At 65.3% G+C, this 14,746-nt stretch carries 13 protein-coding genes and 1 pseudogene; 8 read left to right on the top strand and 6 right to left on the bottom strand.

Annotated features, from left to right (window positions below; translation table 11 throughout):
* Positions 1-12: 12 nt before the first annotated feature.
* Genes HT578_RS01415 through HT578_RS01405 form a run of 3 tightly spaced genes read left to right on the top strand, consistent with a single transcriptional unit; the run spans position 13 to position 2,945 of the window.
* Positions 13-1,293 (top strand): MFS transporter, encoded by a 1,281-nt coding sequence (locus tag HT578_RS01415; RefSeq protein ID WP_213501705.1) that lies wholly within the window; start codon positions 13-15, stop codon positions 1,291-1,293.
* 15 nt (positions 1,294-1,308) lie between these two features.
* Complete coding sequence (gene cysK / locus HT578_RS01410) at positions 1,309-2,226, top strand: cysteine synthase A (protein ID WP_213501703.1); 918 nt, start codon at positions 1,309-1,311, stop codon at positions 2,224-2,226.
* On the top strand, positions 2,223-2,945 hold the full coding sequence (locus HT578_RS01405) for a dienelactone hydrolase family protein (protein WP_213501700.1): 723 nt from the start codon (positions 2,223-2,225) through the stop codon (positions 2,943-2,945). Before cysK ends, HT578_RS01405 begins: the two co-directional genes overlap by 4 nt.
* Positions 2,946-2,972: 27 nt before the next feature.
* Here the strand turns inward: HT578_RS01405 and hisI are convergent, their stop codons facing one another.
* The 3 genes and pseudogenes from hisI to HT578_RS22450 all read right to left on the bottom strand — a co-directional run.
* The gene (gene hisI / locus HT578_RS01400; RefSeq protein WP_213501698.1) at positions 2,973-3,350 is read right to left on the bottom strand and encodes a phosphoribosyl-AMP cyclohydrolase; all 378 of its coding nucleotides are present in this window, start codon (positions 3,348-3,350) and stop codon (positions 2,973-2,975) included.
* A gap of 417 nt (positions 3,351-3,767) precedes the next feature.
* Positions 3,768-4,235: a ComF family protein gene (locus HT578_RS22455; protein WP_338422181.1), complete on the bottom strand. Its 468-nt coding sequence runs from the start codon at positions 4,233-4,235 to the stop codon at positions 3,768-3,770.
* 78 nt (positions 4,236-4,313) lie between these two features.
* Positions 4,314-4,508: pseudogene (locus tag HT578_RS22450) on the bottom strand (double zinc ribbon domain-containing protein); the annotation flags it as partial.
* 73 nt (positions 4,509-4,581) lie between these two features.
* Between HT578_RS22450 and HT578_RS01390 the strand changes: the two are divergent.
* Positions 4,582-5,349: a methyltransferase domain-containing protein gene (locus HT578_RS01390; protein ID WP_213501695.1), complete on the top strand. Its 768-nt coding sequence runs from the start codon at positions 4,582-4,584 to the stop codon at positions 5,347-5,349.
* A 48-nt stretch (positions 5,350-5,397) separates the two neighbouring features.
* Here the strand turns inward: HT578_RS01390 and ppdK are convergent, their stop codons facing one another.
* The 3 genes from ppdK to HT578_RS01375 are packed head-to-tail and all read right to left on the bottom strand — an operon-like array spanning position 5,398 to position 11,105.
* Positions 5,398-8,061, bottom strand: coding sequence for a pyruvate, phosphate dikinase (ppdK, locus tag HT578_RS01385; protein ID WP_213501694.1), 2,664 nt, complete (start codon positions 8,059-8,061; stop codon positions 5,398-5,400).
* Positions 8,062-8,113: 52 nt separating this feature from the next.
* Entirely contained in the window at positions 8,114-10,198 is a 2,085-nt protein-coding gene (gene glyS, locus HT578_RS01380) for a glycine--tRNA ligase subunit beta (RefSeq protein ID WP_213501692.1), read from the bottom strand.
* 1 nt (position 10,199) lies between these two features.
* Positions 10,200-11,105, bottom strand: coding sequence for a glycine--tRNA ligase subunit alpha (locus HT578_RS01375; RefSeq protein WP_039393797.1), 906 nt, complete (start codon positions 11,103-11,105; stop codon positions 10,200-10,202).
* Between the two features lie 285 nt (positions 11,106-11,390).
* On the opposite strand from HT578_RS01375, the gene HT578_RS01370 reads away from it, so the two are divergent.
* The 4 genes from HT578_RS01370 (at position 11,391) to pth (ending at position 14,635) form a co-directional block, all read left to right on the top strand.
* Complete coding sequence (locus HT578_RS01370) at positions 11,391-12,305, top strand: TraB/GumN family protein (RefSeq protein WP_213501690.1); 915 nt, start codon at positions 11,391-11,393, stop codon at positions 12,303-12,305.
* A gap of 11 nt (positions 12,306-12,316) precedes the next feature.
* Complete coding sequence (locus HT578_RS01365) at positions 12,317-13,183, top strand: TraB/GumN family protein (protein ID WP_213501688.1); 867 nt, start codon at positions 12,317-12,319, stop codon at positions 13,181-13,183.
* A gap of 135 nt (positions 13,184-13,318) precedes the next feature.
* Positions 13,319-13,939, top strand: a complete 621-nt coding sequence (locus HT578_RS01360) for a 50S ribosomal protein L25/general stress protein Ctc (RefSeq protein WP_213501686.1) — start codon at positions 13,319-13,321, stop codon at positions 13,937-13,939.
* 120 nt (positions 13,940-14,059) lie between these two features.
* Positions 14,060-14,635: an aminoacyl-tRNA hydrolase gene (gene pth / locus HT578_RS01355; RefSeq protein WP_039393803.1), complete on the top strand. Its 576-nt coding sequence runs from the start codon at positions 14,060-14,062 to the stop codon at positions 14,633-14,635.
* The last annotated feature ends 111 nt before the right edge of the window (positions 14,636-14,746 follow it).

Below are 14,746 nucleotides of genomic sequence, written 5' to 3'. Positions count from 1 at the left end.
GGCCTCACTGCCATGCAGCGTCCCGTGACTACGAAAAGCCCCTCCGCCGCGCCGACATCTCCGCTGCAGATCGCAGACTACCGCCGGTTCTGGCTGGCCCGCTTCTGTGCGGTGCTCGCCTCGACCGGCATGGTCGTCATCATCGGCTACCAGCTCTATGACGTGGCGCGCGCCGACTACGGGATGTCGATTGCGCAAGCCTCCTTCCAGCTGGGCCTGCTGGGGCTGGCCCAGTTCATTCCGATCTTCCTGCTGACACCGGTCGCCGGCGTCCTTGCCGACCGCATGGACCGCCGCAAGCTCGCCGGATCGGCCGCCTTCCTCGACTGCCTCGTTGCCATCGGCCTTGCGGTCACCACCGCGATGGAATTGCGCAACCTGCCCGTGCTCTACGCCTTTGGCGTCCTCCACGGCACCGTGCGCGTCTTCGTGCGCCCTGCCATGGGAGCGATTGCGCCCAACATCGTGCCTGCGGCCATGATCCCCAAGGCCATCGCGCTCAATTCGATGGCCATGCAGATCGGCGTCATCTTCGGCCCGGCCGTGGCGGGCTACCTCTTTGCCTGGGACAGACCCCTCCCCTATACCGTCTCGGCCGTCGCCGAGGTCGTGGCCGCGATCGCGATCCTTTCGATCCGAAACATGCCCCCGCTCCACGCCGACGCGCGCAAGGCCCATCCGGTGCGCCAGATCATCGACGGCTTCCACTTCATCTGGAAGGAACGCTTCCTCTTCGGCTGCATCTCGCTCGACCTCTTCGCGGTGCTTCTGGGCGGAGCGACCGCACTCCTCCCGGTCTTTGCCCGCGACATCCTCCATGTCGGGCCGCAGGGCCTTGGCGAGATGCGCGCTGCCACCGCGGCCGGTGCCGCCGTTGTCGGCGTGATCCTCTCCTTCCGTCCACTCTCGAAGGAAGTCGGGTCGAAAATGCTGTGGTCGGTCGCCGCCTATGGCGCTGCCACGCTGGCCTTCGGGCTTTCGCGCAACTTCATGCTTTCGCTCGTCTTCCTGGCTTTTCTAGGCGCAGCCGACATGGTCTCGGTGTTCATCCGCGGCTCCCTTGTCCAGTTGCGCACCCCCGACGACAAGCGCGGGCGTGTCTCCGCGATCTCGGGCCTTGCCATTTCGGCCTCCAACGAACTGGGCGAAATGCAGTCGGGCGTGGCCGCGGCACTGCTGGGTGCAACAGGAGCCGTTGTTTTCGGCGGCGCCGGGGCCATATTCGTTACTGCCGTCTGGGCCGTGCTGTTTCCCGAGATCCGGCGCGCGCGGACATTTGAACAACACTACTAAGAGGGACCCGGAGCCATGAAGGCCAACAGCGTTCTCGAGACAATCGGCAAGACCCCGCACATCCGCCTGGCGCGGCTGTTTCCCGACCACGAGGTCTGGGTGAAGTCGGAGCGCACCAATCCGGGCGGTTCGATCAAGGACCGCATTGCGCTGGCCATGATCGAGGCCGCCGAGGCCGAGGGCAGCCTGAAGCCGGGCGGCACCATCGTCGAGCCGACCTCGGGCAACACCGGGATCGGCCTTGCCATGGTGGCCGCGGTCAAGGGCTACAAGCTCATCCTCGTCATGCCCGAATCGATGTCGATCGAACGCCGCCGCCTCATGCTCGCCTACGGTGCCAGCTTTGACCTCACCCCGCGCGAAAAGGGCATGAAGGGCGCCATCGAGCGCGCCAGCGCCATCGTTGCCGAGACGCCCGGCGCCTGGATGCCGCAGCAGTTCGACAACGCCGCGAACCCGGCGATCCACGCGCGCACGACCGCGCAGGAGATCCTCGCCGACTTCGCCGATACGCCGATCGACGCGCTCATCACGGGCGTGGGCACCGGCGGCCACCTGACCGGCTGCGCCGAGGCGCTGAAGGCAACCTGGCCCGCCATGAAGGCCTACGCGGTGGAACCCGAACTCTCCCCCGTGATCTCGGGCGGCCAGCCCGGCCCGCACCCGATCCAGGGTATCGGCGCAGGCTTCATTCCCTCCAACTTGCACACCAAGGCCATCGACGGCGCGATCAAGATCGACGGCGCGGAGGCCAAGGCCATGGCCCGCGAATGCGCGACCAAGGAAGGCATGCTGGTGGGCATCAGCTCGGGTGCGACGCTCGCCGCGATCAAGCACAAGCTGGCCGACCTGCCCGCTGGCAGCCGCGTCCTGGGCTTCAACTACGACACCGGTGAGCGCTACCTGTCAGTCCCGGACTTCCTGCCCGAATGAGCGACCTCAGCCCCTACACGTACCGCCACGCGGGCACAGAGCTGACCGGATGGATTGCCCGTCCGGTCGGCGCTGCGCGCGCGGCCCTGGTGCTGTTTCCGACGATCATGAACATCACCCCGGCCATCGAACGCCGCGCGGCGATGTACGCAGAACTGGGCTTTCTGGTCCTGGTCGCGGATTTCTATGGCGAGCCGGTCGCCGATTTCGAAGCCTCCCGCGGGCTGGCTGAGGCTTTGCGCACGAACGTGAAACAGTACCGCGGGCGCATTGGCGCGGCCATTGCCGCGCTGCGTGACGTGCCCGAAGCCGAGGATCTGCCGCTTCTGGCCGCGGGATATTGCATGGGCGGACAGGCGGTTCTCGAAGCGGCGCGCGATCGCCAACCCTTGCGCGCCGGTGTGAGTTTCCACGGACTGCTCTCGACCGACAGTCCGGCTCATCACGACAGCATCGCAACCCGCCTGCTCATCTGCCATGGCGATGCCGATCCGATGGTGCCGCGTGACCAGGTGCTCTCGTTCTGGGAGGAAATGGACCACGGCGGCGCGGACTGGCACTTCCATGCCTACAGCGGCGTACGCCACGGCTTCACGGATCCCGGGAGTGATGCGCGCGGTAGCGATGCCATTGGCTATGACGCCAGCGCGGATCGCCAATCCTGGGCGGCCATGCGCAGCTTCTTCGACGACGTTCTGGAAACGCCCTCACCTGCGTGAGGGCACCCCAACTTTCGCCGACTGCGCTCAGTCGGTGAAGTTAACCAGTTCGTCGCCCTCAAGGCGGCGGTAGAAACACCGGCGCGCGCCGGTGTGGCACGCCGGGCCTTCGGGTTTCACAACCAGGGTGAGCGCATCCTGATCGCAATCGACCTGAATTTCCTGGACACGCAGGAAGTGCCCCGAGGTTTCACCCTTCAGCCAGAGCTTGCCGCGAGAACGGGAATGGAAATGGGCAAGGCCGGTCTCCCGCGTCCTGGCGAGCGCCTCTTCATCCATGTAGGCGACCATCAGGATGTCCTTGGTCTGCGCGTCGACCGCGATCGCGATCAGGAGGCCCTGTGCGTCGAACTTGGGGAGGAACGCGGTGCCCTTCTCCCGATCCGCGTCGCAACCGTCTGCCATTTTCCAAAAGTTCCTCTAATTCGCAGCCACAGGCTTCGATTGTTGCAGGATAACAACAGCTGCGGCCCAAAATCGACCCTGATCCCGGAAACCGCTTTCCAATTGCCGTCCAGTGACGGAAAAAGGTTTTGCAGCTGGGGGACTGCTTCTGACCCAAAGGGTGCTGAATGACAAGCGCCACGGTTCAGGGAGAATTTGCGGCAGGTATCATCTACATAGGACCTGCCGCCTTGAGGGACGGACCAAGCGACTAAGGGGAAGTTGCTTCGATTCGCAGGGTCCGAACAGTTTCGTCACGAGGACGCCCGGAATGCCAGTCATTCCGGGCGTTTTCGATTCTGTCCCAAAAACTTCCGACCATTGGCCCGGCAGCGCAAGACTGGCGGACACGTGCCTATTGGACGATCTGTATGACATTCATGTGGCACTAAGCGCTTCGTCGAGCACACGCGCGAAACATGCAATGACCACCCTCTTCGCGCCCGCCTTCTTGAGCGCCGATACACAGGCCTCGGTCGTGGCGCCGCTCGTCATCACATCGTCGACCAGGACGACCTGCGCGCCCTTGAATGTCGCCGTCATTCGCGGATTTACCCGGATGGCACCGGATAGCGTACGTTTGCGGGCAACCGCGCCGAGCCCACCCAACGAGGGCGTCGACTTCGTGCGTATCAGCCCCTCGGGCAGGAGCCGTGCGCCCCGTGGCCGGGCGAGCCCCTTGGCCAATTCGGAGGACTGGTTGTAGCCCCTTTGCCACAGCCGCCAGCGGTGCAGTGGCACCGGAACCACAAGCCAATGCTCATCGAGAAAGGGCAGCCGTGCCAGCATCAACTGCGCAAGCAAGGGCGCGAGCCCGATGCGGTTACCGTGCTTGAGCGCCAGCACCAACTTGCGCGAGGCCGCGTTGTAGAGCGTTGCCGACGCGATCCCGTCGTGCCGTGGAGGGTCTTTCAGACACGGCGCACAGCAGCTTCCTTCCGCGACCTGGTGCGCGAAAGGACGCCCACAGCTTGCGCAGGCCGGCGTTCCCGGAAGCGCCAGTTCGCTCCAGCAATCCGCGCAGAGACCCGTCTGCGTCGCAATCATGTCCCCGCACAAGGGGCATCGCGGCGGAAAGACGAGGTCTATGAGCGGAGAAAAGGCCTCGCGAATGCGCATGGATGCAGCCTAGGCGCGCGGCCTTGCCGCACAAGCGGTTGCAACCTTTTAACCAACGCGGCAGGGAGCGGTCATGGCCAGCACACCTCCCCGCACTCCGCCCCGCATCTTTTCGCGCAGCCGCCGCACGGCGCTGCGTCAGCGCTTGCGGCTCCTGCAGCAGCGTCCGAACGCGGCGCGCTACCTCATCGAGGACATGATCGAGGACGTCCACGAGCGGCTCGGCTTCCTGCGCTTCGAGCCCAGGACCGTGCTCATCGTGGGCGACTACACCGGAGATCTGGGCCGCGCGATGCGCGCGGCAGGCCGGGAGGTCACCGAGATCGACCCGGCCGACGGCTTTGACGAAGAACAGCCCTATCCCTTCGGCGAATTCGAGCTGATCGTGAGCCTGGGCACGCTCGACACCGTCAACGATCTTCCCGGCGCCCTCATCCACATCCGCCGCGCACTTGCGCAAGGCGGAATGATGATCGCCAGCTTCCTGTCGCTCGGCAGCCTGCAGAACCTGCGCGAAGCCATGCTGGAAGCCGACGGCGAGCGGCCCGCACCGCGCCTCCACCCCATGGTCGACGTGCGCGCGGGCGGCGAACTGCTCCAGCGCACGCTCTTTACCGATCCGGTGATCGACCAGCGCCCGCTCAAGGTCGCCTTTCGCAGCCTCGATAGCCTGGTGGCGGACCTTCGCGCCCAGGGTGCCTCGAACGTGCTGAACGATGCAGGTCCGATCCTTGGAAAGGAAGCGCGCAAACGCGCTTCGGCCGCCTTCACCGCGCGGGGCGAAGACGGCCGAACCGTGGAAACTTTCGAGATCCTCACCCTTTCGGGCTGGCGAAAGTAATGATCAAGGAGCGGCGTCGAGAGCGTCTCGACGCCGCCCTGTTCGTGATCAGGCCAGCGCAGCCTGTGCCGCGGCCAGGCGCGCGATCGGCACGCGGTAGGGCGAGGCGCTGACGTAGTCGAGGCCGACCTTCTCGCAGAACGCGATCGAGGCCGGATCGCCGCCATGCTCGCCGCAGATGCCCAGCTTCAGGTCCGGACGGGTCGTGCGGCCACGCTCGGCGCCCAGCTCGACCAGCTGGCCGACACCCTCGACATCGAGGCTGACGAACGGATCGCGCGGGTAGATGCCCTTCTCGACGTAGGGGCTGAGGAAGCGGCCCGCATCGTCGCGGCTGACGCCCAATGTCGTCTGCGTGAGATCGTTGGTACCGAACGAGAAGAAACGGGCTTCCTGCGCGATATCGCCCGCCATCAGAGCCGCGCGCGGCAGCTCGATCATGGTGCCCACGATGTATTCGAGCGTGCGGCCCTTCTCGGCGAACACGGCCGCGGCGGTCTCGTCGACGACCTTCTTGAGGATTGCGAGCTCCTTGCGGGTAGCCACCAGCGGGATCATCACTTCGGGTACGGGCGCATCGCCCGAGGCCTCAGCCACGTCGCACGCGGCCTCGAAGATCGCGCGCGCCTGCATCTCGTAGATTTCCGGGAAGGTGATGCCCAGACGGCAGCCACGGTGGCCGAGCATCGGGTTCAGCTCGTGCAGTTCGCCTGCGCGGCGCTGCAGCGTGTCAACACCGATGCCGATAGCATCGGACAGCTCGGCAAACTCGGCCTCGCCCTGCGGCAGGAACTCGTGCAGCGGCGGATCGAGCAGGCGGATGGTGACCGGAAGGCCCGCCATGACATCGAAGATCGCGTGGAAGTCGGCGCGCTGTTCAGGGAGCAGCTTTTCCAGCGCGGCGCGGCGGCCGGCTTCGTCTTCGGCCAGGATCATCTGGCGCACGGCCGAGATGCGTCCGGCATCGAAGAACATGTGCTCGGTGCGGCACAGGCCAACGCCTTCGGCGCCGAACTGGCGGGCCATCTTGCAGTCGGTCGGCGTTTCCGCATTCGCGCGCACCTTCATGCGGCGGTGCTTGTCGGCCCACTCCATGAGCGTGCCGAAATCGCCCGCAAGTTCAGGCTCGATGGTGGGCACTTCACCCGCCATGATCTCGCCCGTCGCGCCGTCCAGCGTGATGACATCGCCTTCCTTGAGCTCGCGATAGCCGATGCGCAGGGTGCGGGTCTTCATGTCGATGGAGACGCCCGAGGCACCCGAGACGCAAGGGCGGCCCATGCCGCGAGCAACCACGGCGGCGTGGCTGGTCATACCGCCGCGCGCGGTCAGGATGCCCTTTGCTGCGTGCATGCCGTGGATGTCCTCCGGCGAGGTTTCCACGCGCACCAGGATCACCGCTTCGCCCAGTTCGTTGCGCTTTTCGGCCGTATCGGCGTCAAGCACGATCTGGCCCGAGGCCGCGCCCGGCGAGGCGGGCAGGCCCTTGGCGAGAATGTCGCGCGGGGCTTCGGGATCGAGCGTGGGGTGCAGAAGCTGGTCGAGCGCCATCGGGTCGACGCGCTTGATCGCGGTCGCCTCGTCGATGAGGCCCTCGCCCACCATTTCGACCGCCATCTTGAGTGCGGCCTTGGCGGTGCGCTTGCCCGAACGGGTCTGCAGCATCCACAGCTTGCCCTGCTGCACGGTGAACTCGATGTCCTGCATGTCCGCATAGTGCTTTTCAAGCAGCTCGAAGACAGCGGCGAGTTCGCCATAAGCCTTGGGCATCGCCTCTTCCATCGAAGGCGCGGTGGCGCCGGAGGCTTCGCGGGCGGCCTTGGTCAGGTACTGCGGGGTGCGGATGCCGGCAACGACGTCCTCGCCCTGCGCGTTGACGAGGTATTCGCCGTAGTAGGCCTTGTCGCCCGTTGCCGGGTCGCGGGTGAAGGCAACGCCGGTGGCCGAGGTTTCGCCCATGTTGCCAAAGACCATGGCCTGCACGTTGACGGCCGTCCCCCAGTCACCCGGAATGTCGTTGAGACGGCGGTAGACCTTGGCGCGGTCGGAATCCCAGCTGTCGAACACGGCGCGGATAGCGCCCCAGAGCTGTTCGTGCACGTCCTGCGGGAAGGGCTTGCCCTGTTCCTCGGAAACGATCGCCTTGTACTGCGTGACAATGCCGCGCCAGTCGTCCGCCGACAGCTCGACGTCGTTCATGAAGCCGTTGTCTTCCTTGACGATTTCGAGGGCTTCCTCGAAGCGGCCGTGGTCGAGACCAAGGACGACGTCGGAATACATCTGGATGAAGCGGCGGTAGGAATCCCACGCAAAGCGGTCATCGCCCGAGACCTTCGCAAGCCCTTCGACCGTCTCGTCGTTGAGGCCCAGGTTCAGGACCGTGTCCATCATGCCCGGCATCGAGACCCGCGCACCCGAACGGACCGAGACGAGCAGCGGATCGGCGGTATCGCCAAAGCTCTTGCCCACCGTCTTTTCGATGTGGGTCAGCGCCTCGGCCACGTCAGCGCGCAGCGCGTCCGAAAAGTCACCACCCTCGGCAAGATACTTTACGCACTCTTCTGTCGTGATCGTAAAGCCGGGAGGAACAGGAAGACCAATTCCCGCCATCTCGGCAAGATTGGAACCCTTACCCCCCGTAATCACCTTGTCTTTTGCACGGGGGTCATCGTGTTTGGCACCGCCGCCGAAGGTGTAGACCTGCCTCGTCATTGTATTGGCTTTCCTAATTACGTCCGGCCCTCCTCCAGGCCGGGCAAAAATACTAGCCTTCGATCCGGGAGAAGTCAGCCACTTTGTGCACTGCAGCGCGGAAACGGTCGAGGAGGCCCAACCGTTCCGTGCGCTTCGCCGGATCGCTGTCGTTCACGGTTACATCGTTGAAAAATGCGTCAATCGGAGCGCGCAGCGAGGCGAGTGCCGCCATCGCGCCCGCAAAGTCCTCGGCCTCGACGCAGGCCACCGCCTTCGGCGCTGCAGCGGCAAGCGCGTCCATCAGCGCCTGCTCGGCCGGTTCGGGCGTGTAGGACAGGCGCCCGCGCTGGGCGTAGACCTCGGTCATGTCAGGATCGTCGACGTTCTCCATCGGATCCTCGTCCCCCGTACGCGCCACTTCGTTGGCCACAAACCCTTCCTTCTTGAGGATGTTGTTGGCGCGCTTGTAGCCCGCCAGCAGGTTTGCGCCATCGTCCGTTTGGACAAAGGCCTGAAGCGCATGGACGCGCGCGAGCAGGCGCACCAGATCGTCCTCGCCGCCGAGCGCGAAGACCGCGTCGATCAGGTCGTGGCGAACGCCCGCTTCCTTCTGCTGGACCTTGAGGCGGTCGGCGAAGAAATCGAGAAGGTCGCCTTCAGCAACCCCAAAACGCAGGTTGTTGTCCGTGACGAGGCGGATCACACCCAAGGCTGCGCGACGCAGCGCGAAGGGGTCCTTCGAGCCGGTCGGCTTTTCGTTGATAGCGAAGAAGCTGCGCAGCGTATCCAGCTTGTCCGCCAGCGCCACGGCCACTGAGACCGGCGCGGTCGGGACGTCATCGCCTGCGCCGACCGGCTTGTAGTGGTCGCGGATGGCGTCGGCGATTTCGTCGCCCAGGCCTTCGGCGCGGGCGTAGTAGCCACCCATCAGCCCCTGCAGTTCGGGGAACTCGCCGACCATTTCGGTGACGAGGTCGGCCTTGCACAGCTCGGCTGCCTTGCGGGCGAGCACGGGATCGCAGTTGGGCACGATACCCTCGGCCGCCAGCCATTCGGCGAGCTTGGCCACACGCTCGACCTTGTCGGCGACGGTGCCCAGCTTCTCGTGGAAGGTGATGCGGCCCAGCTTTTCAGCCTGCTTGGAAAGCGGCGTCTTGCGGTCCTGCTCCCAGAAGAAGCGCGCGTCGGACAGGCGTGCGGCGAGCACCTTGCGGTTGCCCGCAACGATGCCCTCGCCGCCGTCCACTGCGGCGATGTTCGCGGTGCACACGAAGGCGTCGGCCAGCTTGCCGTCCTTCTCGCACACGAAGTACTTCTGGTTGACGCGCGCGGTGAGCTGGATGGTTTCGGGCGGGACTTCGAGGAAGTCCTCATCGAAGCGGCCGAGCAGCGGCACCGGCCATTCGGTGAGGCCGGCGTTCTCGATCACGAGACCCTCGTCCTCGACCAGCGTGAGGCCGGCGGCGCTCGCGGCCTCGGCGGCCTTGCTGCGGATGAGGTCCTGACGCTCGGCGTGGTCGACCAGCACATAGGCCGCGCGCAGCGTCTCGACGTAGGTGTCCGCACCCGAGAGCGTGATTTCGCCCGGCGCGTGGAAACGGTGGCCCTTGGTAACACGGCCCGAGGTAATGCCCTCAACCGCGCATTCGACCAGTTCATCGCCCAGGATCGCAACGATCCCCGAAAGCGGGCGCACCCAGCGAAGGCTCTCCGGGCTCAGCGAGGCAGCGCCCCAGCGCTGCGACTTGGGCCAGGGGAAGGCGCGGATGATCGCGGGGATCGCGTCCGCCAGCACGTCCTTGACCGCGCGGCCCGGCTTCTCGACGACCGCGAAGTAGGTGTCCTTGCCCTTGATGTCGCGCACTTCCAACTGGTCCTTGGACAAGCCGGTCTTGCGCAGGAAGCCTTCCAGCGCCTGTTCGGGCGCACTGGTGGCAGGTCCCTTGGTTTCTTCGCGCACGGCCTCGGTCTGAACCGGCAGGTCCTTCGCGATCAGCGCCAGACGGCGCGGCGTCGAGTAGACGGTGATACCGCCCACCGAAACGCCCGCGTCCTTCATTTCCTTGCGGAAGAGCTTTTCCAGGTCCGCGCGGGCCCCGGCCTGCATGCGGGCGGGAATTTCCTCGGAGCGCAGTTCAAGCAGAAAATCGGTCATCTTACGCACTCCACCCCGGGAAATCCTTTTCCCAGCGTTCCGCATTCACTTCGATGTGCGAGGCGCAGGCCCCCTTGGCGAGATCGCGCACGCGGCCAATGTAGCTGGCGCGCTCCTGCACCGAAATCACGCCGCGCGCCTGCAGCAAGTTGAATAGGTGGCTGGCCTCGATCGCCTGGTCGTAGGCGGCGAGCGGGATCTTCGCCTCGATGCAGCGCTGGCTTTCCGCCTCGGCGGCCTTGAAGCCTGCGAACAGCGCGTCGGTGTCGGCGATCTCGAAGTTGTACTTCGACTGCTGCTTCTCGTTCTGCAGGAAGACGTCGCCGTAGGTCACGCCTTCGTTGTTGAACTTGAGGTCATAGACCCAGTCGACACCCTGGATGTACATCGCAAGGCGTTCCAGACCATAGGTCAGCTCGCCCGTCACCGGCTTGCAGTCGAACCCGCCGACCTGCTGGAAGTAGGTGAACTGGGTGACTTCCATGCCATCGCACCAGACTTCCCAGCCCAGACCCCAGGCGCCCAGCGTCGGGCTTTCCCAGTCGTCCTCCACGAAGCGGATGTCGTGCGCGAGCGGGTCGATCCCGATCTCGGCAAGGCTTGCAAGGTAGAGTTCCTGGAGGTTCTCCGGGTTCGGCTTCAGGACCACCTGATACTGGTAGTAGTGCTGGAGGCGGTTCGGGTTCTCACCATAGCGGCCATCGGTCGGACGGCGCGAAGGCTGCACGTAGGCCGCCTTCCAGGGCTCAGGCCCCAGCGAGCGCAGCGTCGTTGCCGGGTGGAACGTACCCGCGCCCACGCGCATGTCGTAAGGCTGAAGGATCAGGCAGCCCTGCTTGCTCCAGTAATTGTGGAGCGTGAGGATCATGTCCTGAAAGCTGAGCGGCTCTTTCGCAGGCGTCGGCATGGGTAATCCGTCTTGTTCTTTTCGTGTCGAATGTGACGGCCCGCCTTTGGCGGATGGAGCCCGGCAAATCAACTGCGCTGCGCCCATTTCCCACCCAGGTGCGGGATTTGGGGAACAACCTGCCGCAGTATCCTCACCACATCCTCACAACATCCTTGCCGCGCCGACACGATCGGAAAGACCCGCCCCTAGGCGGCGACGGCTCCAGATGCGGCCCACTTTCCCACGATTATCCGATTTTCACCCTACCCGCGCACGCTGCGGCTCCCTATTCAATACGCCACCATGCGCACACGTTTCCTATCGCTCGCCGCCAGCCTTGCCCTTTGCTCCCTTGCCTTGCCCGGCCCGGCCCGCACCAAGGAGGCAGCCCCCCTCCCCGCCGAGGCAGCGGCCGAACCGGTGCGCCCGGCGCTCTGGAAGGTCGCGGACGAGGACACCACGATCTGGCTGTTCGGCACGATCCATGTCCTGCCCGAGGCGGTGGACTGGAACAGCGGTGCGGTCGCGCAAGCGCTTGCCGCGTCGGATACGCTCGTCACCGAGGTCCCGATGGACGCACAGGCACGGACGCAGGCCATAATGATGCGCCTCAGCCAGCGCGAGGACGGGAAGAACCTGCGCGACACGCTGACGAGCGAGCACCGCACCAGCTACGAAGCCGCCCTTCGCAAGCTCGGCCTTCCGCTCGATGCGTTTGATCGCACCGACAGCTGGTTTGCGGCCCTGATGCTCTCGCTGCTCCCGCTCCAGGCCGCAGGCTATGACCTTGCGCACGGCGTCGACACCCAGGTTTCCGAGCTCGCCAAGGCGCGCGGCATGGATCACCAGGCGCTCGAAACGCCCGAATACCAGCTTGGCCAGTTCGAGAACCTCTCGCCCGAGACCCAGGAAACCTACCTCGCCGAAGTGATCGAGGGACTGCCCACCATGGAAGCCGACATCACCGAGATGGTGGGCGCCTGGAGGGCCGGAAAGGCGCAGAAGCTTGCCCAGATCCTGAACGAACAGGAAAGCGATCCCGCCATCCGCGAAGCGCTCCTGACCACGCGCAACCGCAACTGGACCGCATGGCTGGAAGAGCGCCTCGAAACACCGGGCGAGGTCTTTGTTGCAGTCGGTGCGGGACACCTGGCCGGAAAGGACAGCGTACAGGACCTGCTCGCGCGCGAAGGCATCACCGCCGAGCGAATTCAGTAAGGCCGCTGCCAATGCGCATGCTTCGCGGACTTCTAGCCACCTTGCTGCTGGGACTGGCGCTTGGTGCCTGCGGGCCCGAGCCCCTGCCCGCAACCCCGGCCTTGTGGGCCGTACGCGATGAAGCTGGCCACGAGGGCTGGCTTTTCGGCACGATCCACAGCGCGCCTGCACCGCTTGATTGGCGCAGCGACACGATCGACGGGGCATTAACGAAGGCCGGTGCGATCATGGTCGAAGTCGGAAATCTGCAGGACGACGCCGCTGTTGCAGCCACCTTCGCGCGCCTTGCACAAGGCGAGAACGAGCCTCCCCTGAGCACGCGGGTCGCCCCCGATGTCCGGCCGGCACTGAAGGCCCTCATGGACAAGGCCGGCTATGTCGACGGACAGTTTCGCGAGGTCGAGACCTGGGCTGCTGCGCTGACACTGGCGCGCAATTCGGAAGACGGCAGCGACGCCGCCAATGGCGTCGACCGCGCGGTACTGCAAGCCGCAGGCGCCCGTCCGGTGCTTGAACTGGAGGGTGCCGAGGCGCAGCTCGGGATCTTCGATACCCTTCCCGAACGCGAACAACGCGACCTTCTGGGGGCCGTTGCCCAGGAAGCCACCTCCCCGGACGGCGCGGATCTGCTCAAAGGCTGGCGTAGAGGTGACATCACGGCGCTCGAAGCCGAGACGCGCCGGGGGCTGCTGGCCGATCCGGAACTGCGCGAAGCGCTCTTCACGGCCCGCAACGCGGCGTGGGCGGACAAGATCGCCAAGACCGTGCGCGAGGACCGACGCCCGTTCGTGGCCGTGGGCGCGGCGCACATGGTCGGCCCGGACGGCCTCGTTGCCCTCCTCGAGCGCGCGGGGCTCACCGTCAAGCGTCTGCAATAGCGCTTGCCTTTGCGCGCCTTTGCGCATAAGGGCCCTGCCTTCTGTCATGGTCATCCCTGGAGGCGTGACGGAAGGTTGCGGGCCGATGGTCGGCCTCGCACCGCTACTTTATCCAGTTTTCGAAAGGCAAGTACTATGAGCGATACGCTTACCCTGCCGGCCGAGACGCGCGAACGGGCAGGCAAGGGAGCCTCCCGCGCCCTGCGTCGTGAAGGTCGTGTCCCCGCCGTGGTCTATGGCAACAACGAAGAGCCCATCGCGATCCACGTCGAGCAGAAGGAGCTGGTCCGCCAGCTCGGCACTGGCCACTTCTTCAACTCGATCGTCGAGGTCGAAGTCGCTGGCAAGAAGCTGCGTACGCTCCCCAAGGACGTTGCCTTCGATCCCGTGACCGACATTCCGCTCCACGCGGACTTCCTGCGCCTCTCGAAGAACGCCACCGTGCACGTCAACGTGCCCGTCGCGTTCGCCAACGAAGAGCTGTCGCCGGGCCTGAAGCGTGGCGGTGTGCTCAACATCGTGCGTCACGAGCTTGAGCTGGTCTGCCCCGCGGACAAGATCCCCGACGAAATCTCGATCGACGTCACCGGCTTCGACGTCGGCGAATCGATCCACGCCAGCCACGTGACGCTGCCCGCCGGCGTCGAGCAGGCGATCACGGACCGCGACTTCACCATCGCGACGATCGCGGCGCCCTCGGCTCTCAAGAGCGAAGAAGGCGACACGACCAAGGCCGAAGGCGAAACCGCCGAGTAATCGCCTCGCGACAAGTTCAGGCCCTTTCCGCCCCGGCCACCGGTGCGCGGAAAGGGCCTTTTCTTTTGGGCGCTTGCACGCCAGTAAGCGCGCGCTCAGGACAGACCGAAAGGACAGGCAATGGCCACGCAACTGTGGGTGGGACTTGGCAACCCGGGACCGCAATATGCCATGCAGCGGCACAACGTGGGCTTCATGGCCCTCGATACGATTGCCGACGTGCACCGCTTCGGCCCTGTCCAGAAGAAATTCCAGGGCTGGCTCCAGGAAGGTCGGCTCGGGAGCGACAAGATCCTGCTCCTCAAGCCCGCCACCTTCATGAACGAGAGCGGCCGCTCGGTCGGCGAGGCCATGCGCTTCTACAAGCTGGAGCCCGACGCCCTTACCGTCTTTCATGACGAGCTCGATCTCGCCCCGTTCAAGGTCAAGGTGAAGCAGGGCGGCGGCCATGCCGGGCACAATGGCCTGCGCTCCATCGGCCAGCACCTGGGCCCCGACTACCGCCGGGTTCGCCTGGGCATCGGACATCCCGGGCACAAGGATCGGGTCACCGGGTATGTGCTGGGTAACTACGCCAAGGCCGAGATCGACCCGCTCGCCGACATGCTCGGGGCGATTGCCGCCGAGGCCGGTTGGCTCGCCGAAGGCAACGACCCACGCTTCATGAGCGAGATCGCCCTGCGCCAGCAGGGCTGACTTCTGTCGAGTTAGTTTACAGTTGTGTAATGCGGTTGGTTACATTAACCACTAACTATGGCTGAAAACTGCGATTGGCACAGCCATTGCTAAGATTGGCGCACATCTCAA

Source organism: Novosphingobium decolorationis, from assembly GCF_018417475.1.
Taxonomy (GTDB): Bacteria; Pseudomonadota; Alphaproteobacteria; order Sphingomonadales; family Sphingomonadaceae; genus Novosphingobium; species Novosphingobium decolorationis.
Note: the sequence above shows the minus strand (reverse complement) of the source record. Positions and strands in the feature narration are given on the sequence as shown.

What these genes read in the sequence shown, in the direction of transcription:
- HT578_RS01365 (WP_213501688.1), top strand. Translation starts at nt 12,317, where the DNA reads ATGCGCATGCTTCGCGGACTTCTAGCCACCTTGCTGCTGGGACTGGCG.
- HT578_RS01360 (WP_213501686.1), top strand. Translation starts at nt 13,319, where the DNA reads ATGAGCGATACGCTTACCCTGCCGGCCGAGACGCGCGAACGGGCAGGC.
- HT578_RS01405 (WP_213501700.1), top strand. Translation starts at nt 2,223, where the DNA reads ATGAGCGACCTCAGCCCCTACACGTACCGCCACGCGGGCACAGAGCTG.
- ppdK (WP_213501694.1), bottom strand. Translation starts at nt 8,061, where the DNA reads ATGACGAGGCAGGTCTACACCTTCGGCGGCGGTGCCAAACACGATGAC.
- HT578_RS01415 (WP_213501705.1), top strand. Translation starts at nt 13, where the DNA reads ATGCAGCGTCCCGTGACTACGAAAAGCCCCTCCGCCGCGCCGACATCT.
- cysK (WP_213501703.1), top strand. Translation starts at nt 1,309, where the DNA reads ATGAAGGCCAACAGCGTTCTCGAGACAATCGGCAAGACCCCGCACATC.
- glyS (WP_213501692.1), bottom strand. Translation starts at nt 10,198, where the DNA reads ATGACCGATTTTCTGCTTGAACTGCGCTCCGAGGAAATTCCCGCCCGC.
- hisI (WP_213501698.1), bottom strand. Translation starts at nt 3,350, where the DNA reads ATGGCAGACGGTTGCGACGCGGATCGGGAGAAGGGCACCGCGTTCCTC.
- HT578_RS01390 (WP_213501695.1), top strand. Translation starts at nt 4,582, where the DNA reads ATGGCCAGCACACCTCCCCGCACTCCGCCCCGCATCTTTTCGCGCAGC.
- HT578_RS01370 (WP_213501690.1), top strand. Translation starts at nt 11,391, where the DNA reads ATGCGCACACGTTTCCTATCGCTCGCCGCCAGCCTTGCCCTTTGCTCC.
- HT578_RS01375 (WP_039393797.1), bottom strand. Translation starts at nt 11,105, where the DNA reads ATGCCGACGCCTGCGAAAGAGCCGCTCAGCTTTCAGGACATGATCCTC.
- pth (WP_039393803.1), top strand. Translation starts at nt 14,060, where the DNA reads ATGGCCACGCAACTGTGGGTGGGACTTGGCAACCCGGGACCGCAATAT.